This window comes from Loktanella sp. 3ANDIMAR09, from assembly GCF_001420005.1.
Classification (GTDB): Bacteria; Pseudomonadota; Alphaproteobacteria; order Rhodobacterales; family Rhodobacteraceae; genus Loktanella.
In genome coordinates this window covers 1-20258 of sequence record NZ_LJAK01000005.1, presented here as the reverse complement: position 1 = coordinate 20258, position 20258 = coordinate 1, and the positions used below count along the sequence as shown (strand labels likewise).

Sequence of the window (20258 nt, the reverse complement as noted above, 5' to 3'; positions counted from 1 at the left end):
TTCCGGCACATCGCCGCTACCTGTAGGGAAATTCGTTCCGCTTGCCCGAAAGGCCCCGTGACCATGACTGATATCGCTGACATCCGCTTTGTGCCCAATGACCATGACGGTCTGGAAAAAACCGCTGGTCTGATCGCCGTTTTCGTTGGAACAGATGGTCAACTGTCGTCCGCCGCGCAGAAACTGGACGCCACGACCCACAAGGCCGTGTCGCGTGCGGCCCAGGACACGGCCTTTGACAAGGCGGAACCGGGTCACGTCGTGCGGCTGAACTATGCCGCAGGCACCGCCGCCGATGCGGTACTGGTGGTCAAGGCCCCCGCCGATCCTGATGCCGTGACCGCGCGCAAGATCGGCGCGGCCCTCGCCAAGGCGCAGGGCAGCGATGCGCTGACGGTTCTGGCGGGCGACATTGGCAACGCCGAAAACATTGCACTGGGGCTGGCGCTGCGCGGCTACCGGTTCACCGATCACAAGACCGACAAGGGCAAGCCGCAGGGCCCGATCACTGTTCAGTCCGACGATCCCGAGGCGCTGGCTTCGGCAGCACGGGTCGGCATGGCGATCGCCGAAGGCATCTTTTTCACCCGCGATCTGACCAATGCGCCGGGCAATGTGCTGACCACCGATGATTTCGCGGCCCGTCTGGCAGGCATGCAGGAACTGGGGCTGGAGGTCGAGATCCTTGAAGAGGCCGACCTGGAGAAACTGGGCATGCGGGCGCTGCTGGCCGTGGGTCAGGGGTCCGCGGCCCCGTCCAAGGTGGTGGTGATGCAATGGAACGGCGGCGGCGACGAGGCCCCGTTCGCGTTGGTGGGCAAAGGCGTCACGTTCGACACGGGCGGTATCTCGATCAAGCCGGGTGCCGGCATGGAAGACATGACCATGGACATGGGCGGCGCGGGCGTCGTGTCAGGCGTGATGCGCACACTGGCCCTGCGCAAGGCCAAGGCGAACGTCGTGGGTCTGGTCGGGCTGGTGGAAAACATGCCCGACGGCAAGGCCTACAAACCCGGCGACGTCATCACATCCATGAAAGGCGACACGATCGAGGTCATCAACACCGACGCCGAGGGCCGCATGGTGCTGGCCGATGTGCTGTGGTACGCGCAGGACCGTTTCGCGCCCACGGGCATGATCAACCTTGCGACACTGACCGGGGCGATGCTGGTCGCACTGGGCAACGAAAACGCGGGCGTGTTCAGCAATTCCGATGAACTGGCAGGCGCGTTTCTGGACGCCTGCGCGTCCGAGGGCGAAGGTGCATGGCGGATGCCGATGGGCAAGGCCTATGACAAGCTGATCGACAGCCCCATCGCGGACATGAAAAACACCGGCGGTCGCTATGCGGGGTCCATCACCGCGGCGCAATTCCTGGGCCGGTTCGTCAAGGATGATACGCCTTGGTGCCACCTCGACATTGCGGGCACGGCATCGGTCAAATCCGAAACGGCCCTGTCACCCAAGGGAGCGACAGGCTGGGGTGTCATGGCCCTGAACCGTCTGATCGCGGATCGCTACGAATCCTGATGGGGGCCGTCTATTTCTATCATCTGACGGACAGCCCGCTGGAACAGGCGCTGCCCATGCTGCTGGACCGGGCGCGCGGGCAGGGGTGGCGCGTGATGGTGCGGGGGACCGATCCCGCCCGCCTCGCGCGGCTGGATGAGGTCCTGTGGCAGGGGCCCGCGGATGGCTTTCGTCCGCATGGGCTGGCGGGCGGTCCGCATGATGCGGACCAACCGATCCTGCTGGGGGTGGATACCCCCGCAGGTGGGTTCGCCTGCATCATGAGCATCGACGGTGCACCGCTGAGCGCGACCGAAGTGGGATTGTCGGACCGGGCCTGCGTGCTGTTCGACGGACACGACGGTGAGGCACTGGCGGTTGCACGCCAGCAATGGAAAACCCTGACCGCCGCAGGCTGTAACGCACAATACTGGGCGCAGGACGGCGGGGCCTGGTCCAAGAAAGCGGAACACCCAAAGCCCTGATTTACAGGGATGTTCCACGTAGCGATCACTTTTGTTCACGTTTGTTCTCATAAAGTTCTTTACATGCTGCGTGCATTATGGAACAAAGAGGCAACACAGCGAGATGAAAGGAGCCAGACGATGAGCCAGCAAATCAAATCAGTGATTGTCCGCAACAGCGACACGATCCTGTCGGATGCCCTGGGTGTTCTGGCCCTGACCGTCATGCTGTGTGTTGGATTGTCCTTGCCCGGATTTCTCTGACACCTGCCTCGTATCCAACGGCGCGCGTCATTGCCTGTCCCACACAGCAATCACGACTTGCCTGTCCACAGCGTCCGGGATTTGCCTGATCCCACCGACGCCGCGCGCCACACAGGATGCATCACTGCCCGCCGCCGCTGTCACAGCGCGCGGCGGTTTTTTTTGGCAAAGCGGTCGGGTCTGTCTGCTGCCGCCTTGTGACCGCAACTGATCACATGGGGGCTGGGTCCGGGCCTGCGGAAAAGGTGCAGATTCCCCTACAACGGCAACTGTCTGGCCGGTCGCCCCATGGCGAAACGACGGTAATCGCGATGCGCAAAGGTCCCGGCGACCAACGGCTGAAGGTGCGCCTGTCATGCTGATCTATGTGGATTTATTCACGGCCCCAAGTTTGGCCGTGCGGTGGTTTCAGGCGCTGACTTGCGCTGCGTCCAGGGCCGCAAGCGTTGCATCAAAGCAAAGCAGGATCGAGGCGTGGCGGTTCTTGTAATCCTTGGCGGGTTCAAGAACGGCGAGCCCGTCAAAGGGGGCGGTCGGCACCGGACCACCGTCCTTGAGCATGGCCGCCAAGGCGTCGCGTCCACGTTGCACGGTGGCGCGGTCCAGCCCGATGATCGCCGCACCGACCACGGCAGCGGCTGCCTGACCCAGCGCGCAGGCCTTAACGTCCTGTGCGAACTGCGAAATCACGCCGTCCTGCACAACCACGTCCACGGTCACCGTCGAGCCGCACAGTGGCGATCGCTGACGGGCGGTGCCGCCTGGCGCATTCAACCGGCCGACATGGGGCACTTGTGACGCAAGCGCCAGAATGCGCGTCGAATAGAGTTTCATCATGTCGGCTTCTGCGGTCATGGTTTGCCCTTTCATCGCTTGGCCCTTAGTTAGGGCCCTGCATCCCCATTGGAAAGATACGGCCATGACATTCGACCCCGCAAGCCTGCGTTACAATGACGCCGGGCTGATCCCCGCGATTGCCCAGGACAGCACATCCGGCGAGGTGCTGATGATGGCCTGGATGAACCGTGACGCGGTGGAACGGACCTTGCGCACGCGCGAGGTCACCTATTGGTCTCGGTCGCGGTCCGAGCTTTGGATCAAGGGCAAGACATCGGGCAATGTGCAGGAACTGGTGGAATTCCGGCTGGATTGCGACCGGGATTGCCTGTTGGTTGCCGTGCGCCAGACCGGGCCGGCCTGTCACACCGGGCGCAGGTCGTGTTTTTACACGACGGTCGAGAATGGGGCGGAAGTAGTCGCGGACGGTGCGTAACCGTCAGGTGGCGGTCTGACTGCGGCTGCGGGACGCCTCGCCGGCGGGGCGGATATTTTTGACCAGAAGAAACCCGGACCGGCGTCACATGCCGACCATGTGCCGGATGTCGCGGGGGGTCGCCCCCTGCGCGCGGTAGAGTGACAGGGCGCGGGCGTCGTCGCGTTTCGCCAGACGCTTGCCGTGATGATCGCGGATCAGTCGGTGGTGGTGATACGCAGGTGTGGGCAGGCCAAGCAGGTGTTGCAGCAGGATGTGGATTGGTGTGGCATCCGCGAGGTCCTGACCACGCACCACATCCGTGACACCCTGTGCCGCGTCATCCACGACAACCGACAGGTGATAGGAAGTGCCCATGTCGCGCCGCGCAAGGACGACATCGCCGATGGCCTCTGCCGTTTCCTGTGATAAATGCGTTATTTCAAAGCCTTTCAGGGCGAGCTGCATGTCGAGCCGGATTGCTGTGTCTGTCGGGCGTGGCCCTGTGCGCGGCATATGCCGGCAGGTCCCCGGATAGACGACCCCGTCTGGTCCCATTGGTGCGCCCTCTTGCGGGGCGCTGGCCGCTGCAAGGATGTCACGCCGGTTGCAGGTACAAGGATAGAGCAGACCACGGTCCCAAAGACGGTCCAGCGCGGCTGCGTAGGCGTCCAGCCGGTCCGATTGGCGCATCACCGGGGGCGGCCATGTCAGGCCCAGCCATCGCAGGTCGTCGTAGATCTGCGCCTCCCACGCGGGGCGGGCGCGGGACCGGTCGATGTCCTCGATCCGCAGCAGGAACGTGCCGCCCGCGGCCTGCGCCATGTCCCATGCAGTCAGCGCCGAAAAGGCGTGACCAAGGTGCAGCGGCCCGGTGGGCGACGGGGCAAAGCGCGTGATCACGCAGGCACGGGAACCGTCCGTGCCAGCCAGTCCGTCCAATCGGCCTTGGCCCGGTCGGTGTAGGCCTTGTAGCGGTCCTTGCGGTTGCGGCGTCCGCCCTTGATCCCGGTGCCTTCGAGCGGGGGAAAGAGGCCGAAATTCACGTTCATCGGCTGAAAGGTCTTGGCGTCGGCGCCGCCCGTGATGTGGGTGACCAGCGCGCCCATGGCCGTGGTGGCAGGCACGTCGGGCAGGGTCAGCCCATGCGCCTGTGCCACTGCCATACGCGCGGCCAGTAAGCCCATCGCGGCGGATTCGACATAGCCCTCGACCCCCGTGATCTGCCCGGCAAAGCGGATGTTGGGCCGCGATTTCAGACGCATCTGGCTGTCCAGCAACGTAGGCGAGTTGATGAAGGTGTTGCGGTGGATCCCGCCGAGGCGGGCAAATTCAGCATCTTCCAGACCGGGAATCGTTTTGAAAACAGCCTTTTGTGCGCCGTATTTCATCTTGGTCTGAAAACCGACGATATTGTACAGCGTGCCCAGTGCATTGTCCCGGCGCAGCTGCACCACCGCATAGGGTTTGGTCGCGGGATCATGGGCATTGGTCAGGCCCACGGGTTTCATCGGGCCAAACCGCAGGGTTTCACGACCGCGTTCGGCCATCACCTCGATGGGCAGGCAGCCGTCAAAATATTTCGCGGTTTCGCCCTCTTTGAATTCGGTCTTGTCGGAGGCAAGGAGGGCGTCGATGAAGGCCTCGTACTGGTCGCGGGTCATCGGGCAGTTCAGGTAGGCGGTCCGCTCCTCCTCGGTTTCGCCCTTATCGTAACGCGACTGCATCCACGCCACGTCCATGTTTACGGTATCGGCATAGACGATCGGAGCGATTGCGTCGAAAAAGGCCAGCTGATCGGCGCCGGTTTCCACGCGGATCGCCTCGGCCAGGGTGCCCGAGGTCAGCGGGCCAGTCGCGATGATCCAGTCGCCGCTGTCGGGCAGTGCGGTGATTTCCTCGTAGCTGACGCTGATGTTGGGATGGGCTGTCAGGGCGGCGGTGACGCTTTCGGCAAAGGGATCACGGTCCACGGCCAAGGCACCACCGGCGGGCAGGCGGTGTTTCGCCGCTGTCTGCATGATCAGGCCGTTTGCTGCACGCATTTCCCAGTGCAACAGGCCCACGGCGTTCTGTTCGTGGTCATCGGACCGGAACGAGTTGGAACAGACCATTTCGCCCAGATGGCCGGTCCGGTGGGCAAAGGTTTCGACCTTCGGCCGCATTTCATGAATGACGACCTTGAGGCCCGCATTCGCGGCCTGCCAGGCGGCCTCTGATCCGGCCATGCCGCCGCCGACGATGTTCAATGTATGTGTCATGCCCGCGATGTAGGACATCGCGGGCAATTGTGCAAAGGGTCAGAAGCCCGGCAGGATGTCGAAAATGCTGCGCGTGTCAAAGGTCGTGCCGCGTTCCGCGCCAAAGGCTACATCCACGCCGATCGACACGAAACCCGCGCTTTCGTCGATGGTGCCGTCATCATAGCGGGCATTGCCGATCTTGGCATAGAAGGTGGGCCCGCCGTTCAGATCGTAGGCTGCACCAATCCCGAACTGGCTGATGGAGCCGTCGTCAAGATCGGCATAGTCCAGATCGCCGATGACCGAGATTGCATCGCGGATGGCGTATTCCCCGGCGAAACCGATGACGGTCACATCGTCGTCGTTGGACCGGGCGAGATAGGTGGTCAGGTCGCCGCCATAGATGTCGGTGCCGCCTTCGATCCCGAATAGCGTGATGCTCTCGTCGTCGAGGTTGTCATGCGAGACAAAGATGCCCGCAGAGCTGAAATCATCGAAATGATAGGTGCCGTGCAGGGTGACATTGGTAGCGTCGGTGTCGAAATTGTCAGGGCGGTATCCGGCCGCGTTCAGCGACAGGGCGTAGGACCGGCTGATCCCGTATTCGATGCCGCCCGAATAGGTGGTGCCACCAAAATCGCTGCCGTCAATCGGCGCATTGTATTCGATACCAAGCTGGCCGCCGGTGATGCCCTGCGCAGAAGCTGTTGTTGATGCAACCGCAAAGAGTGCGGCAGCGATTGCTGCGGATGATTTCATTTTACTCGCCTCTAGATTTTTCATTGCCGCTTGATGCGACATTGGGAGCGAGTATCGACGCAAGGGCCGCGTCGGACAAGTTTGATTGCGGCGCATCAGGTCACAACGCCGCAATCTGTTGCTTCAGGGCTTCAGGATCTAGAAACCGAGGATGGTGTGGGCCAGACCGCGACGGTCGAAAGTGGCACCGCGTTCCGCACCAAAGGTGTAAGAGGCGGTGACGTTCGCATAGGTCTGGTTGTCGTCGCCCAGGGCCACGATGTCGATGCTTTGACGGCCAAGTTCAGCCGACACGCCAAAGCCGTTGCCCAGCGATGCACCAAGGCCCAGGCCAAAACGGTCCACGCTTGCCACATCCGAGAACCGCAGGTTGTCATAGCGACCCGACACGGCAAAGATTTCGTTGATGTCAAAGGACACGGAAGCACCGTATTGGTTCAGGTCGATATCGCCCAGGTCGATGCCGTCCAGCTGGCCTGCATCAACTGCGGTCAGACCAAAATAGCCTTCGATGTCGCCACGGGGCAGATCATAGCCCGCCTCGACACCGTAATATGCGATATCGTCGGATCCATCGCTGTCGATACCGTAGTAGGCACCAAATGAGGCCAGTTCATTGGCGTGATAGATCGCATGACCAGCCAGCGACAGGATGTCACCATCAAGGCCGAACACCTCGCCGTCGGTGTAGCTCAGGTCGCCCTGAAACGCGATGTCGCGGCTTGCCGCGAATTCAGCGCTACCGCCAAGTGTCAGGCCGGACGAATCCAGGTCACTGTCGGTGGCGGTGGTATAGCCAAGCGACAGGTCACTTCCGGTCAGCGATTGCGCCATCACACCGGTGGCTGCAAACAGCGGCACGATCAACGCGCCGCAGAAAATCTTGTTCATGTTCTTCCTCATCTTATGCGCGACTCGAATGATGCCGCGTAACCCTTGGGTAGTCCCGTTTCAAAGATGAGAAAAGGACCCCAAGGGTTTGATTTCACTAAGATAAGTCAAGTTTGTGTGATGATCAGGATTCGCCTGCTTCGGGCTGTTCGTCGGTTTCGCCCTGATCGGCAATCCATGCAACAGACACGACATATTCGCCCTTGGCCGTGTCAAAGACCTTGACCCCGCCAGCGCCCCGCGACCGGAAGCTGATCCCATCGACGGGCACCCGGATCGACTGGCCGGTCGACGTGACCAACATGATCTGATCGGACAGGTCGACGGGGAACGACGTCACCAGTGGTCCGCCGCGCATCGCCTTGTCCATGGCGGTGACGCCCAGACCGCCACGTCCGCGCACGGGGTAGTCGTGGCTGGACGACAATTTGCCGGACCCCTGTGCCGTGATGGTCAGGATCAGGTTTTCGGCCGCGGACATTTCGGCGTAACGCTCCTGGCTGATGGCACCCGGCGCGACGTCGTCCTCGTCCTCGGACGTTTCCGCATCATCAGACAGACCAGCCATCGCGCGGCGCATTTTCAGATAGGCCGCGCGTTCGGCGGGATCGGCCTCGAAATGGCGGATGATCGACATTGACACGACCTCGTCATCGCCGGTCAGGCGGATGCCGCGCACCCCGGTCGAGGCACGCGAATTGAAAATTCGCACATCCGTGGCGGGGAAACGGATCGCGCGGCCCGAATTCGTCACCAGCATCACATCGTCGTCGTTGGACGCGATGCGGGCGTTGATCATGCGAATGTCCTCGCCGTCCTCAAATTTCATGGCGATTTTGCCGGCGCGGTTCACGTTCGTGAAATCCGACAGACGGTTGCGGCGCACGGTGCCCTTGGACGTGGCAAAAACGACCTGAAGATCGTCCCATTCGCTTTCGTCGCGGTCCACGGGCATGATCGCGGCGATGGAAACGCCCGGATCAATCGGCAGGATGTTGACGATGGCCTTGCCCTTGGCCGTGCGGCTGCCCAGCGGCAGTTGCCAGCATTTCAGTTTGTAGACCATGCCAGAGGTCGTAAAGAACAGCAGCTGCGTGTGGGTGTTCGCCACAAAGAGGGTCGTGACAACATCCTCTTCCTTGGTCTGCATGGACGACAGGCCCTTGCCGCCGCGCCGCTGCGCGCGGAAATCGGCCAGGGCGGTGCGTTTGATGTAACCGCCAGAGGTCACGGTCACGACCATGTCCTCGCGCTCGATCAGGTCCTCGTCGTCCATGTCGCCGGCCCAGTCGACGATTTCGGTGCGACGGTCGACGGCGTGGTTGTCGCGGACCTCTTTCAGCTCGTCCCGGATGATCTGCATGATCCGGTCGCGTGACCCCAGAATATCGAGGTAATCGCGGATCTTGGCGGCCAGTTCCTTCAGCTCGTCAGTGACTTCCTTGACGCCGATCTGGGTCAGGCGTTGCAGACGCAACTCAAGGATCGCGCGGGCCTGCGCCTCTGACAGGTTGTAGGTGCCGTCGTCGTTGGCGGTATGGGTCGGATCGTCGATCAGCGCGATGTATTCGAGGATGTCCTGTGCCGGCCATTTGCGGGTCATCAGCTTTTCGCGGGCCTCGCCTGCGTCGGCAGAGGACCGGATCGTGGCAACGATTTCGTCGATATTGGTGACGGCCACGGCCAGACCGCACAGGATATGCGACCGTTCGCGGGCCTTGCGCAGCAAAAACGCCGTGCGGCGGGCGACGACATCCTCTCGGAAGTCGACAAAGGCGGTCAGGAACCGGCGCAGCGTCAGCGTTTCCGGCTTGCCCCCGTTGAGCGCCAGCATGTTACAGGCGAAATTGGTCTGCATCGGGGTGAACCGGAACAACTGGTTCAGCACGACCTCGGCCGTGGCGTCGCGTTTGAGTTCGACAACGACCCGCACACCGTTGCGGTCGGATTCGTCCTGCACATGGGCGATGCCTTCGATCTTCTTGTCGCGGGCAGCCTCGGCGATGCGGTCGATCATGACCGATTTGTTTACCTGATAGGGCACGTCGTCGATGACGATGGCCCAGCGGTCCTTGCGGATTTCCTCGGTATGAGTGCGCGACCGCATGATGACGGAACCGCGCCCCTCCAGATAGGCCTTGCGCGCGCCGGACCGGCCCAGAATTATTCCGCCGGTGGGGAAATCGGGGGCCGGGATATATTCGATCAGCTCCTCGGAGGTGAGGTCCGGATTGTCGATCAGCGCCAGCGTTGCATCAATGACCTCGCCCAGGTTGTGGGGCGGGATGTTGGTGGCCATGCCCACGGCGATACCGCCTGCGCCATTGACCAGCATGTTGGGATATTTTGCAGGCAGAACAGACGGTTCGCGGTCCTTGCCGTCGTAGTTCAGCTGGAAATCGACCGTATCCTTGTCGATGTCGTCCAGCAGGTAGTTCGCAACCTTTTGCATCCGCACTTCGGTATAGCGGTAGGCGGCAGCGCGGTCCCCGTCCATGGAGCCAAAGTTGCCCTGACCGTCGAGCAGCACCAGCGACATGGAGAAATCCTGCGCCATGCGCACCAGTGCGTCATAGATCGCGCTGTCGCCGTGCGGGTGGTATTTACCCATGGTCTCGGCCACGGGACGGGAGGATTTGCGGTAGGGTTTGTCGTAGGTGTTGTTGGTGTCGTGCATCGCATAGAGGATGCGGCGGTGCACCGGTTTCAGACCATCGCGCAGGTCGGGGATCGCCCGGCTGACGATGACGGACATGGCATAGTCCAGATAGGCAGTTTTCAGCTCTTCCTCGATGCTGACGGACGGGCCGTCATAGACGTAGCGCGCCGGCTGGTCGTCGTCGGAATCGGGGATGTCCGGAGTGTCGGTCATATCGCCTGCTCACCTTGTTGGTCTGCGCCATAGATTGGTCGCATCAACCTACACGATACAGCATCTAGTGTGCAACGGTCGGGGGCCGCTTTGGTCCGCATTTCATGCGGAACGGGGGCGCTGCCCCCGCACCCCCGGGATATTTCCGACCAGAAGAAGGGTCAGGCCGCGCGCGCGAGCATTCCGAACAGGTCGCGCGGGTCGTCGGGGTCGGCGATGAAATCGAGATTCTCGACGAAATCGGTGCCACGGGCGCGGTCATAGACATAGCGCAGGGCGCTGAAATCCTCGATCGCAAAGCCCACGCCGTCAAACAGCGTGATCTGGTCATGGCGGCTGCGACCCGGTGCCTGTCCGGTCAGGACCTGCCACAGTTCGGTATAGGGATGGTCCAGCGGCATCTGCTGCAACTCGCCCTCGATCCGGGTCTGGTCGGGAAATTCGACGAACATGTCCGCGCGGGCCACGATGTCGCGGTGCAGTTCCGTCTTGCCCGGGCAGTCGCCGCCGATGGCGTTGATGTGCACGCCTGCGCCCACCATGTTGTCGGTCAGCACCTGCTGGTTGCGTTTGTCTGCCGTGGCGGTGGTGATGACATCAGCCCCCAGCACGGCATCCTGCGCTGATGTGCAGGCCGTCAGGTTCAGGCCGGTGTCGCGCAGGTTTGCCATGACCTTGGCGGTGGCGGCGGGATCGACGTCGAACAGGCGCACGTCGGTGATGCCGCAGACCGCCTGAAGGGCGATGATCTGGAATTCGGACTGCGCGCCGTTGCCGATCATCGCCATGGTCCGGGCGTCCGGGCGCGCCAGGGCGCGGGTCGCCATGGCCGAGGTGGCCGCCGTGCGCAGGGCGGTCAGCAGCGTCATCTCTGACAAGAGCAGCGGATAACCGGACGCCATATCTGCCAACAGACCGAAGGCGGTGACGGTTTGCAGGCCCTCTGCCATGTTTTTCGGATGGCCGTTGACGTATTTGAACCCGTACAGGGTTTCGTCGGCGGTCGGCATCAGTTCGATCACGCCGCCGGGCGAATGGGCGGGCACGCGGGGCGTCTTGTCAAAGGCGGGCCAGCGTTTGAAATCATCCGTGACGGCCTGTGTCAGTTCAGCCAGAAATACCGGCAGGCCCACATGATGAACGAGGCGCATCATATTGGCCACGCTGACGAAAGGCACCATGGCCAGTTTCGATGGAGGTGTCATCCGTGGCTCCTTGTGGGGCGATCAAAGACGCGGCGGCCCAGCAGCGAGGCTGTCAGATCGACCATCAGCGACGCCGTCTTGCCCCGGTCATCGAGAAAGGGGTTGAGTTCGACCAGATCCAGTGAGGTCACGCTGCCGCTGTCGCACAGCATCTCCATCACAAGGTGACCTTCGCGGACGGTGGCACCGCCCGGCACGGTGGTGCCGACGGCAGGTGCGACGGAAGGATCGAGGAAATCCACATCAAGGCTGACGTGCAACATGCCGTCCACGGCTGCCACCCGGTCAAGAAAGGCCGCAAGCGGTGCGCGGATACCTTCTTCGTCGATGCGGCGCATGTCGACCACATCCACGTCCATGTCCAGCAGCGCGGCATGTTCAGGGCCGTCCACACTGCGCAACCCGAGCATGCAGATGTTGGCGGGATCGACCCTGGCCGTGACGGGGGGGAACCCGTCGAACCCGTCACGGCCGATGACATAGCCCACGGGTGTGCCGTGCAGATTGCCGCTGTCGGTCGTGTAGGGCGTGTGGATATCACTGTGCGCATCAAGCCAGAGGGCAAAGAACGGGCGGCCTGCCGCCTGCGCATGGGCGGCCATCCCGGCCACGGTGCCCAGCGCCAGCGCATGATCGCCCCCCAGAAAGATGGGAAGCCCGAGGGGGGCCGCGTCCCGTGCGGCCTGTGCAAGCGTCTGGGTCCAGCCGATGTTTTCGGCAAGCTTGTGGACGGCGGAGTTGGGATGGTCGGGCACCGTGACGCTGGCGGGCGTCAGGTTTCCAAGGTCCTCGACGGTGTGGCCAAGGGCGGTGATCGCCTCGGCCAGACCTGCGGTGCGGTAGGCGTCCGGGCCCATCAGGCAGCCCCGGCGGCGTTTGCCGCAATCCACGGGCGCGCCGATCAGGATGCAATGTGTCTGTTTCATGCGGGCAAGTCTTGCGGATCGCGCCCCTTGTCACCAGCGCACAGTTTGCGCAAATTGGGTGCAGAATATACAAAGTGGATGGCCGAAATGGACGAATTGGACAATCGCCTGATCCGGGCCCTGAAACGCGATGGCCGTGCACCGGTGCAGACGCTGGCCGCGGATCTGGGGGTGACACGGGCGACCATACGGGCGCGGCTGAACCGGTTGGAGGCGGGCGGTGAAATCGTGGGCTACAGCGTGCTGACCCGCGCCGATGTGGCCCCCCACCCGGTGCGGGGTCTGATGATGCTCGAGGTGCAGGGACGGGGGGCGGACAAGATCAGTCGCGCGTTGCGGGCGATGCCTGCTGTCGCCCGTGTGCATGCGACCAATGGCACCTGGGACCTGATCGCGGAAATCGGCACGGTGTCACTGGAGGCATTTGATACGGTGCTGACGGCAATCCGGCAGATCGACGGGATCACCCGGTCGGAAACATCGCTGTTGCTTTCGACGCGGGCCTAGGCCCGGCGCGCGGCCATGATCCACAGGATGCACAGCAGGGCCGAGAACAGAGCGTTCCAGCTGGCCATCGAGAGGGTGAACAATTCCCAGCTGACCTGATCGCACATGATCAGGCGCGGCCCGTCTGTTGACAACAGATCGCCCGTCAGCGGGCTGCCGCCACCGCCCGAACAGCTGCTCGGGCCTTCCCACCAGTCGCGTTCGACGCCGGTGTGGTAGACACCGATGCCCGATGTGATCGCGGTGGCCAGCGCACCCAGCCACGCCCAGACGCGCAACGGCAGCGCAAAGGCCAATACACCGATGACAATCGCCGCCATATGCGGCCAACGCTGCCACAGGCACATCTGACAGGGCAGATACCCCAGGAACTGGAACAGATAAGCGCCGGCCAGCAGCAGGGCCGAGCCGCTGGCGGCGGTCAGAATGAGAAACCTGTGCGTCATACGACCCCCAGCAGAACAAAGCCGCCGATCAGCAGCACACAGAACAACACGAACACCAGACCAAGCCGCCGTTCGATGAAATCGCGGATCGGTTCGCCGAATTTCCACAACAGCAGCGCCACGAGGAAAAACCGGAATGCCCGCGCGATGATCGACGACAGGATGAATACGGGCAGCGACAGGCCGGTGACGCCGGAAGCGATCGTGATGACCTTGAACGGGAACGGGGTGATACCCGCCACCAGCACGGCCCAGGCCCCCCATTCGTTGTACTTCAGGGCAAAGGCCGCGAAATCCTCGGACTTGTGATAAAATTCCAGCACGGGCTGACCGACTGTTTCGAACAGGGCGGCGCCAATATAATAGCCCAGCAAGGCACCCAGAACCGATCCGATCGTGGCGATCCCCGCGATCACAAAGGCCCGGCGCGGGGCGGCGATGATCATCGGGATCATCAGCACATCGGGCGGAATGGGGAAAAAGCTGCTTTCGACAAAGGCCACGAGGAACAGCGCCCACAGTGCGTAGGGCGAGCGCGACAGCGCCATGGTCCAGTCGTAGAGAGAGCGAAGCATCATCATGCCTTTCAGGTTATGCGCCCACATGCACGCAGCGACGACAGTGCGTCAAGGTGCAGGGCCGTTGCGGGGCGACACTTTGACGCTATGGTGGCGGTGTCAAAACCAAGGGAGTGCCGCGATGCAGTGGAAAGGTCGGCGCAGCAGCCGCAATATCGAGCGTCGCGGACGCAGTGGCGGCGGGCGTGCCGTGGGTGGCATCGGTGGAATCGGCGCGATCCTCGTGCTGCTGATCGGTTGGTATTTCGGCGTCGATGTCTCGCCTTTGGTGAACGGTGGCGGGCAGGGCGGGACCCAGCAGATCGACACCAGCGCCATCGATGCGGACGATCCCGAAATGGAACAATTCGTCGCCGCGGTGCTGGGTCTGACAGAGGATGTCTGGGCGCAGACCTTTGACCAGCAGGTGGGCCAGCCCTATCAGCCGCCCGTTCTGGTGCTGTTCGACGGGATCACGCAATCGGCATGTGGAACCGCGGATGCGGCCACCGGACCATTCTACTGCCCGACCGAGGACCGGATTTTTCTGGACACCGCGTTTTTTCGCACCTTGGCGCAGCGGCTGGGGGCGGGCGGCGATTTTGCGCAGGCCTATGTGATCGCCCATGAGGTCGCCCATCACGTCCAGAACGAGTTGGGTATCCTGGGGCAGGTGAACCGGTTGCGCGCGCAGGTCAGCCAGGCCGATTCCAACGCGCTGTCGGTGCGCACGGAATTGCAGGCGGATTGCTATGCCGGGATCTGGGCGCGCGGGGCGCAGGCGGCATTCGGCGTTCTGGAACGCGGCGACCTGCAAGAGGCGATGAATGCTGCCGCTGCGATCGGTGACGACACCCTGCAGGGCAATGCAGGCGGCGTCGTGCGGCCCGACAGTTTCACCCACGGCACCAGTGCGCAGCGCCAGCGCTGGCTGGCACGCGGGTTCGAAAGCGGGCTGTTGACCGATTGCGATACATTTTCCGCACCGCAGCTGTAACCTGCGATTGACGCGGTCGCCGGGCGGGGGTAACAGCCTGCGCATCGGCCGGTGTGGCGGAATGGTAGACGCAGGGGATTCAAAATCCCCCGCCCGCAAGGGCTTGTCGGTTCGAGTCCGACCACCGGTACCAAGCGCATTGGCGCTGTCCCCGATCCCCCATGTTTGATTGATCTCGTGCCGTATTCTGACCTGATTCAGGCCAAGCGTGTGAACAATGGCGCGGGCAGGGCCCGTTTGTTTCCTGATCGAGATTTGGTTTTGGTTGATCTGGAAAATATCTTGGCCGAAATGTGGCGGCGGTATGACTGTTTCGTGTTTCGCAACTGATTGGCGAGTTGTTCGTCGAGTCTTGCCCTGAAAAGCGAAAAAACACGCGAAAAACGGGTCTTTAAGCCTCGACTTGTGTCTTTGCCCTGAATGGCTGTTTCTGATTTGGAAACAATAGCGTTACGCATTTTGCCAGGCGACGTGTTGAAGGTCTGCAAAGGCGCACAACTTTTACGTGTAAAGCGTGCATATACTCTTTTTTTACTTTCTCACGACCGTCGCGATGGGTATTCAGATTGTGTCCTTGGGGGGGCAACCGGTCGTTTGGGGACGACCGGCCCGCGTTTCGTCGTGGGAAATGAGGTGTCTGCTGGCAGGGTCCGATCCCTGGTTTTGCAGTTTTAATTGGTCGGCTGACGCCGATTTCGCGTTTTCGCCCGTGGGGGCGGAAGCCTGTGTCTGCGCACAGTTTGGCTTTGGAGAGCTACCATGACTGCTATTTCGAATGTAAATCTTATTTATCTCGGCAACTACGCTGATGTTGATGTCAGCGAGTTCACCACATCCCTTTTGTTGTTCAAGACCGTCAATTTCGACGCAGAGCATGCAGCCAACCTCGAAGGTATCACGCGCACTGCCGATCAGCTCTCGCTGGTTCAGGCGACACTGCGGGATGCAGAACATGACGGCGTGATCTCTGACAACGAGAGCAGCCACGACACTGTTGCCTATACGATCAACGGCACATCCTACCACAACAAGACCGACAGCACCCTGACCGGTACGCTGCGCGTGACGCTGTCGGATGGTTCCGTGCGCGACATCGACGCGCTGCTGGTCCAGCAGGACAACGGCGACCTGTTCGCCAGCGACCTGCTGAACGGCGGCACCCTCGACAATCTCTCCATCGCGCAGATCGAAATCACCGACATCAAGACAACCGACTCCAAGGGCTGGTTCTCCGACCAGACCGTCGACAACACCACGTTCGCTCCCGTCGTCGTCACGCCCCCCGCACCCGATGGTGACGGCACCGTGCTGGGCACGGACGGCGACGATGTGATCAACGGTGCCTACAACGGCGACCCCGAAGGCGACCGGATCGACGCAGGTGACGCGATTGCCGCGGGCGCTGGTCCTGACGATGATGTCGTGGTTGCAGGTTTGGGCGACGACACGGTGCTGGCCGGTCTGGGCGAGGACACCGTGTTTGGCGACACAGCTGGTGGAGGCGAAACCGCAGCTGACGGCGACGACACGCTGTTCGGCGGTGCCGGTGACGACACCGTGTTCGGTCAGGGCGGCGACGATACGATTTTTGGCGACGCAGGCGGTGACGTGATTGCGGTCGGCGCGCGTGAATCCTTTGAATGGAACAAGGCCCCCGGCATTGCCACGAACGGCCATCTCCAGCATTTCACGCAGGATACCGGCACGGTCAACGTCAGCTTTACCTTCAGCGAAAACTACCCGCACGAGATCGACACCACGCTGGCTGGCAACGTCCAGAACATCAACGGCATCGATGGCGATGGCGAGGCGATCGACGGCACCAGCTCCTTGTCGTCGCAACTGCCTGCGTCGCACAAGAATGCGCAATACAACCTGGCGTTCGATACGCCGGTGACCAACGTGTCGTTCAACATCAACGACGTGGACGGTGACGGCGTGGTGCGGGTCCAGGCGTTCGACGCCAATGGTCAGCAGATCACTGTCAATCTGGACGGTGGGTCGCATGTCACGCTGAAAAACACCGACGGCGTTGCCGGTGCGGATACCATCGACAGCAACGGCGGATACCTCGAAGACATCTCTGACGCCTATTCGACGACCGTGACCATTCCCGGTCCCGTGTCCCGCATCGAGGTGTTCCATTCGCAGGATGGCCACAACAATTCCGGTATCAACATCACCGATGTGTATTTTGACGGCGCGTCCACAATCGTGGACGAAGGCGTGGCAGGCGACGACGTCCTGTTCGGCGGGTCCGGCAACGACCTGATCGAAGGCAACGGTGGCGACGACAGCATCTTTGGTGGTGCAGGCAACGACACGATCGACGGTGACACCTCGGGTCAGACTGGCGGCACGCCGGGCCCCGTGGTGCGTGAATCCTTCAACTGGGATCTGGTGACCGATGCAGAGGTCGATTCGACCGTGACGCAGAACACCGGTGCCATCGACGTGACCTACACGCGCACCATCGACACCGGCGCGCATTTCTCGGAACTCAGCCATGATGCGCTGAACACCCAAGGCATCCTGTCGGGTGGCGAAGTCGTGGACAACGACACGTCGCTGGCGTCGGAAACCAGCGGTTTCGGCAACACGGGCCAGTTCCAGTGGGCCTTCTCGGAGCCCGTCGAAAACGTGTCGTTCAACGTCAACGACATCGACGGCGACGGCGTGGTCAAGATCGAGGCCTTTGACGCGAACGGTGTCGCGATCCCCGTGACGCTGACCGGCGGAAGCCATCTGACACTCAAGGACACGGATTCCGTGGCGGGTGCGGATACCGCAGACAGCAATGGTGGGTATCAGGACGACACGTCGCCCAACTATAACCTGAATGTGCTGGTGCAGGGGCCGGTGTCGAAAATCGTGCTGACCCACACGCAGGACGGGCACGACAATTCCGGCATCAACGTCACCGACATCTATTTCAACGCGGCCCCCGAACTGGTGGGTGGCGACAATGCCGACGCAGGCAATGATTTCATCGACGGTGGGGCAGGTGACGACATCATCGCCGGTAACGGTGGCGATGACAGCATTCTGGGCGGCTCCGGCGATGACGTGATCCGTGGCGACAACGGCGTTGTCACGGACCCGGTCGATCCGACCCCGCCGCAGACCGACGACACGGTGCAGATCGCACCTGTCGCGGGCGCGAAATTCACACTGGCTGTCTGGGACCTGTCGACGGTCGACCAGACCACGGCGGCTGGAAAGCATCCGACATTCCCCGACGGCACGTCGGGTAACAGCAACGTGGTGGGCAACACGTTCACCATTCCCGTGGGCACGCAGCCGGTTTCGGTCGGTGTCAACGACAATGACCTGCTGTTCGGTGATGGCGACACGTCGCAGGTACTGGCGCAGAGCGTCACCATCGACGGTGAGTTCGGCAAGGCCGGGACACGCTTTACCCCCGAATACGCCTATTCGGTACGTGACAGCGCAGGCAATGTGATCGACGTCTATGCGGTCGAGCTGAATGGCAACGAGACCGTGGGTTTCGTGACTGACAAGCCGCTGACCCAGGACGAGACCTATGAGGTCATCGGCCGCATCAGCACCCATCCGCACATCCCCTTCAACGAAATCGCGACCAGCTACAACGTGCCTGCAGGCACCGGCACGCCCATCGGTGGCGGCACGGGTGGCACGCCCATCGTGGCCGTTGATGGCGACGACGTGATCGACGGCGGCGCTGGCAACGACATCATCGAAGGCAATGGCGGTCAGGACTTTATCGACGGCGGCGAAGGCAACGACGTGATCAATGCCGGTGCAGGCGATGAGGCTGATCCGTCAACCGCGCCCGCATCGGGTGCGCGCCCGGCGGATGACTACCAGAACGCCTATGCCGGCGGTGCTGGTGACGACGTGATTACGGGCGGTGTCGGTGACGACATCATCACCGGCGATGACGACAGCCGCGTTTCCGAAAAGACCGGCCAAGGCTTTGACGCCGGTGCGGACGGGTCCGACACGATCTTTGGTGGCGAAGGCAACGACGAAATCCACGTCGGTACCTGGGCCGACGGCGAGCAGGGTCTGGCGAATGAATCGCTGGGCAATGCCGCAGACACCGCATTCGGTGGTGCAGGCGACGACATTCTGGTCGGCGACAACGGCGACGACGTGCTGGTCGGTGACGAAGGTGACGACAGCATCATCGCAGGCGGTGGTCAGGATTTCGTCAGCGGCAGCGCCGGCAACGACACGATCACCGCAGGGGCGGGTGATCCCGACGGCACCGGTGGTCAGGCCGCATCCGGCGCGCGTCCGGCAGATGAATACGACAATGCCTTTGCGGGCGGGTCGGGCGACGACACCATCACGGGTGGTGCTAGCGACGACATCATCACCGGTGACGACGACAGCCGCGTGTCCGACAAGACGGGCGAGGCATTCGATCCAGAGGCTGACGGGTCCGATGTCATCTTTGGCGGTGCGGGCGATGACGAAATCCACGTCGGGTCCTGGGCCGATGGCGAACAGGGTCTGGCCAATGAATCGCTCGGCTTTGCCGATGACACCGCCTATGGCGGTGACGGCAACGACATCCTTGTTGGTGACCTGGGTGACGACACGCTGTTTGGCGATGCGGGCGATGACCTGATCATCAGCACCGGCGGCAATGACGTGATCTTTGGCGGCGATGATGCCGACACGATCCGCGCCACGGCCGGCGATGTGGTCGACGGTGGCACGGGCACGACGACCGGCACCGATTTCGACATTCTGGAAATCCCCGCTGGTCAGCCGTTCATCAACACGGGTCCTGGCGGCACTGGCCTGCCGGTGCTGGATGCGGATGGCGACAGCTTCTCGGGTCGGATCGTGTTTACCGACGGAAACGGCAACCCGACCGGCGGCGTCATCGACTACACCGAGATCGAGGAAATCCGCGGTGGTGAGCCTGAGAATGGCGCACCGGTTGCGGTCGAGGACCTGCTGACCGCTGGCGAGGACGATGCAAGCGGCATCATCGGCAATGTGCTGGGCAACGATACCGATCCCGACAATGACACGCTGACGGTTTCCGCCGTCAACGGCGTGCCGGGTGATGTCGGCCAGCCGGTCGATTTGCCGAACGGCGGCACCGTGACCATCGCGCCGGACGGCACGGTCACATTCGACCCCTCCGGCGATTTCGAAGAGCTGGGCGAGGGCGAAACCGCCACGACGACGTTTACCTACACCGTAACCGACCCCGATGGGGCCGAGGACACGGCGACGGTGACGATCACCGTGACCGGGACCAATGACGCCCCCGTGGCGGTCATGGATGAATTCCCGGTGTCCGAGGATCAGGATCCGACGGTAGTGATCGGCAACGTTCTGGACAACGACAGCGACCCCGAGGG

Annotated in this window: 17 protein-coding genes and 1 tRNA gene; 8 read left to right on the top strand and 10 right to left on the bottom strand. The window is 62.3% G+C overall.

Annotated features, from left to right (window positions below):
• Nucleotides 1–63: 63 nt before the first annotated feature.
• The 3 genes from AN189_RS09005 (at nucleotide 64) to AN189_RS19680 (ending at nucleotide 2237) form a co-directional block, all read left to right on the top strand.
• Complete coding sequence (locus tag AN189_RS09005; RefSeq protein ID WP_056034379.1) at nucleotides 64–1530, top strand: leucyl aminopeptidase; 1467 nt, start codon at nucleotides 64–66, stop codon at nucleotides 1528–1530.
• Nucleotides 1530–1994: a DNA polymerase III subunit chi gene (locus AN189_RS09000; protein WP_056034376.1), complete on the top strand. Its 465-nt coding sequence runs from the start codon at nucleotides 1530–1532 to the stop codon at nucleotides 1992–1994. Before AN189_RS09005 ends, AN189_RS09000 begins: the two co-directional genes overlap by 1 nt.
• A gap of 120 nt (nucleotides 1995–2114) precedes the next feature.
• A complete protein-coding gene (locus tag AN189_RS19680) occupies nucleotides 2115–2237 on the top strand; it encodes a hypothetical protein (protein ID WP_301281449.1) in 123 nt (40 codons plus the stop codon).
• Between the two features lie 408 nt (nucleotides 2238–2645).
• On the opposite strand, the gene AN189_RS08990 is transcribed toward AN189_RS19680, so the two are convergent.
• Complete coding sequence (locus tag AN189_RS08990) at nucleotides 2646–3092, bottom strand: hypothetical protein (RefSeq protein WP_056035005.1); 447 nt, start codon at nucleotides 3090–3092, stop codon at nucleotides 2646–2648.
• Nucleotides 3093–3156: 64 nt separating this feature from the next.
• Between AN189_RS08990 and hisI the strand changes: the two genes are divergently transcribed.
• A complete protein-coding gene (gene hisI, locus AN189_RS08985; protein ID WP_056034368.1) occupies nucleotides 3157–3510 on the top strand; it encodes a phosphoribosyl-AMP cyclohydrolase in 354 nt (117 codons plus the stop codon).
• 84 nt (nucleotides 3511–3594) lie between these two features.
• On the opposite strand, the gene gluQRS is transcribed toward hisI, so the two are convergent.
• The 7 genes from gluQRS to rocF form a co-directional block, all read right to left on the bottom strand.
• Complete coding sequence (gluQRS, locus tag AN189_RS08980; protein ID WP_056034365.1) at nucleotides 3595–4392, bottom strand: tRNA glutamyl-Q(34) synthetase GluQRS; 798 nt, start codon at nucleotides 4390–4392, stop codon at nucleotides 3595–3597.
• On the bottom strand, nucleotides 4389–5750 hold the full coding sequence (gene trmFO, locus AN189_RS08975; protein ID WP_056035003.1) for a methylenetetrahydrofolate--tRNA-(uracil(54)-C(5))-methyltransferase (FADH(2)-oxidizing) TrmFO: 1362 nt from the start codon (nucleotides 5748–5750) through the stop codon (nucleotides 4389–4391). Before trmFO ends, gluQRS begins: the two co-directional genes overlap by 4 nt.
• A 39-nt stretch (nucleotides 5751–5789) precedes the next feature.
• Entirely contained in the window at nucleotides 5790–6491 is a 702-nt protein-coding gene (locus AN189_RS08970; RefSeq protein ID WP_056034362.1) for a hypothetical protein, read from the bottom strand.
• 138 nt (nucleotides 6492–6629) lie between these two features.
• Nucleotides 6630–7382: a hypothetical protein gene (locus tag AN189_RS08965; RefSeq protein WP_056034358.1), complete on the bottom strand. Its 753-nt coding sequence runs from the start codon at nucleotides 7380–7382 to the stop codon at nucleotides 6630–6632.
• Between the two features lie 124 nt (nucleotides 7383–7506).
• Nucleotides 7507–10254 carry a DNA gyrase subunit A gene (gene gyrA, locus AN189_RS08960; RefSeq protein WP_056034355.1) on the bottom strand — a complete coding sequence of 916 codons (2748 nt, stop codon included), beginning with the start codon at nucleotides 10252–10254 and terminating at the stop codon, nucleotides 7507–7509.
• A 161-nt stretch (nucleotides 10255–10415) separates the two neighbouring features.
• Nucleotides 10416–11459, bottom strand: coding sequence for an ornithine cyclodeaminase (locus tag AN189_RS08955; protein ID WP_056034354.1), 1044 nt, complete (start codon nucleotides 11457–11459; stop codon nucleotides 10416–10418).
• Nucleotides 11456–12385 (bottom strand): arginase, encoded by a 930-nt coding sequence (rocF, locus tag AN189_RS08950; protein ID WP_056034348.1) that lies wholly within the window; start codon nucleotides 12383–12385, stop codon nucleotides 11456–11458. Before rocF ends, AN189_RS08955 begins: the two co-directional genes overlap by 4 nt.
• Nucleotides 12386–12472: 87 nt before the next feature.
• On the opposite strand from rocF, the gene AN189_RS08945 reads away from it, so the two are divergent.
• Nucleotides 12473–12892 carry an Lrp/AsnC family transcriptional regulator gene (locus AN189_RS08945; protein ID WP_056034999.1) on the top strand — a complete coding sequence of 140 codons (420 nt, stop codon included), beginning with the start codon at nucleotides 12473–12475 and terminating at the stop codon, nucleotides 12890–12892.
• Here AN189_RS08945 and AN189_RS08940 read toward each other — a convergent pair.
• Nucleotides 12889–13338: a disulfide bond formation protein B gene (locus AN189_RS08940; protein ID WP_056034345.1), complete on the bottom strand. Its 450-nt coding sequence runs from the start codon at nucleotides 13336–13338 to the stop codon at nucleotides 12889–12891. The genes AN189_RS08945 and AN189_RS08940 overlap by 4 nt on opposite strands.
• A complete protein-coding gene (locus AN189_RS08935; protein ID WP_056034995.1) occupies nucleotides 13335–13913 on the bottom strand; it encodes a YqaA family protein in 579 nt (192 codons plus the stop codon). The genes AN189_RS08940 and AN189_RS08935 overlap by 4 nt, the downstream gene beginning before the upstream one ends.
• A 124-nt stretch (nucleotides 13914–14037) precedes the next feature.
• Here AN189_RS08935 and AN189_RS08930 point away from each other — a divergent pair, with 124 nt between their 5' ends.
• The 3 genes from AN189_RS08930 to AN189_RS08920 form a co-directional block, all read left to right on the top strand.
• Nucleotides 14038–14892 carry a neutral zinc metallopeptidase gene (locus AN189_RS08930; RefSeq protein WP_056034341.1) on the top strand — a complete coding sequence of 285 codons (855 nt, stop codon included), beginning with the start codon at nucleotides 14038–14040 and terminating at the stop codon, nucleotides 14890–14892.
• A 47-nt stretch (nucleotides 14893–14939) separates the two neighbouring features.
• Nucleotides 14940–15025, top strand: a tRNA-Leu gene (locus tag AN189_RS08925).
• 626 nt (nucleotides 15026–15651) lie between these two features.
• The coding region (locus tag AN189_RS08920) for an Ig-like domain-containing protein (RefSeq protein WP_172794890.1) at nucleotides 15652–20258 on the top strand (4607 nt) is incomplete at its 3' end.

Excerpts from the sequence above, each read along its gene's own strand:
- AN189_RS09005 (WP_056034379.1), top strand. The coding sequence starts at position 64 with ATGACTGATATCGCTGACATCCGCTTTGTGCCCAATGACCATGACGGT.
- AN189_RS08940 (WP_056034345.1), bottom strand. The coding sequence starts at position 13,338 with ATGACGCACAGGTTTCTCATTCTGACCGCCGCCAGCGGCTCGGCCCTG.
- AN189_RS09000 (WP_056034376.1), top strand. The coding sequence starts at position 1,530 with ATGGGGGCCGTCTATTTCTATCATCTGACGGACAGCCCGCTGGAACAG.
- gyrA (WP_056034355.1), bottom strand. The coding sequence starts at position 10,254 with ATGACCGACACTCCGGACATCCCCGATTCCGACGACGACCAGCCGGCG.
- AN189_RS08990 (WP_056035005.1), bottom strand. The coding sequence starts at position 3,092 with ATGACCGCAGAAGCCGACATGATGAAACTCTATTCGACGCGCATTCTG.
- AN189_RS08945 (WP_056034999.1), top strand. The coding sequence starts at position 12,473 with ATGGACGAATTGGACAATCGCCTGATCCGGGCCCTGAAACGCGATGGC.
- hisI (WP_056034368.1), top strand. The coding sequence starts at position 3,157 with ATGACATTCGACCCCGCAAGCCTGCGTTACAATGACGCCGGGCTGATC.
- rocF (WP_056034348.1), bottom strand. The coding sequence starts at position 12,385 with ATGAAACAGACACATTGCATCCTGATCGGCGCGCCCGTGGATTGCGGC.
- trmFO (WP_056035003.1), bottom strand. The coding sequence starts at position 5,750 with ATGACACATACATTGAACATCGTCGGCGGCGGCATGGCCGGATCAGAG.
- AN189_RS08970 (WP_056034362.1), bottom strand. The coding sequence starts at position 6,491 with ATGAAATCATCCGCAGCAATCGCTGCCGCACTCTTTGCGGTTGCATCA.
- AN189_RS08930 (WP_056034341.1), top strand. The coding sequence starts at position 14,038 with ATGCAGTGGAAAGGTCGGCGCAGCAGCCGCAATATCGAGCGTCGCGGA.
- AN189_RS08965 (WP_056034358.1), bottom strand. The coding sequence starts at position 7,382 with ATGAACAAGATTTTCTGCGGCGCGTTGATCGTGCCGCTGTTTGCAGCC.
- AN189_RS08935 (WP_056034995.1), bottom strand. The coding sequence starts at position 13,913 with ATGCTTCGCTCTCTCTACGACTGGACCATGGCGCTGTCGCGCTCGCCC.
- AN189_RS08955 (WP_056034354.1), bottom strand. The coding sequence starts at position 11,459 with ATGACACCTCCATCGAAACTGGCCATGGTGCCTTTCGTCAGCGTGGCC.
- AN189_RS19680 (WP_301281449.1), top strand. The coding sequence starts at position 2,115 with ATGAGCCAGCAAATCAAATCAGTGATTGTCCGCAACAGCGACACGATC.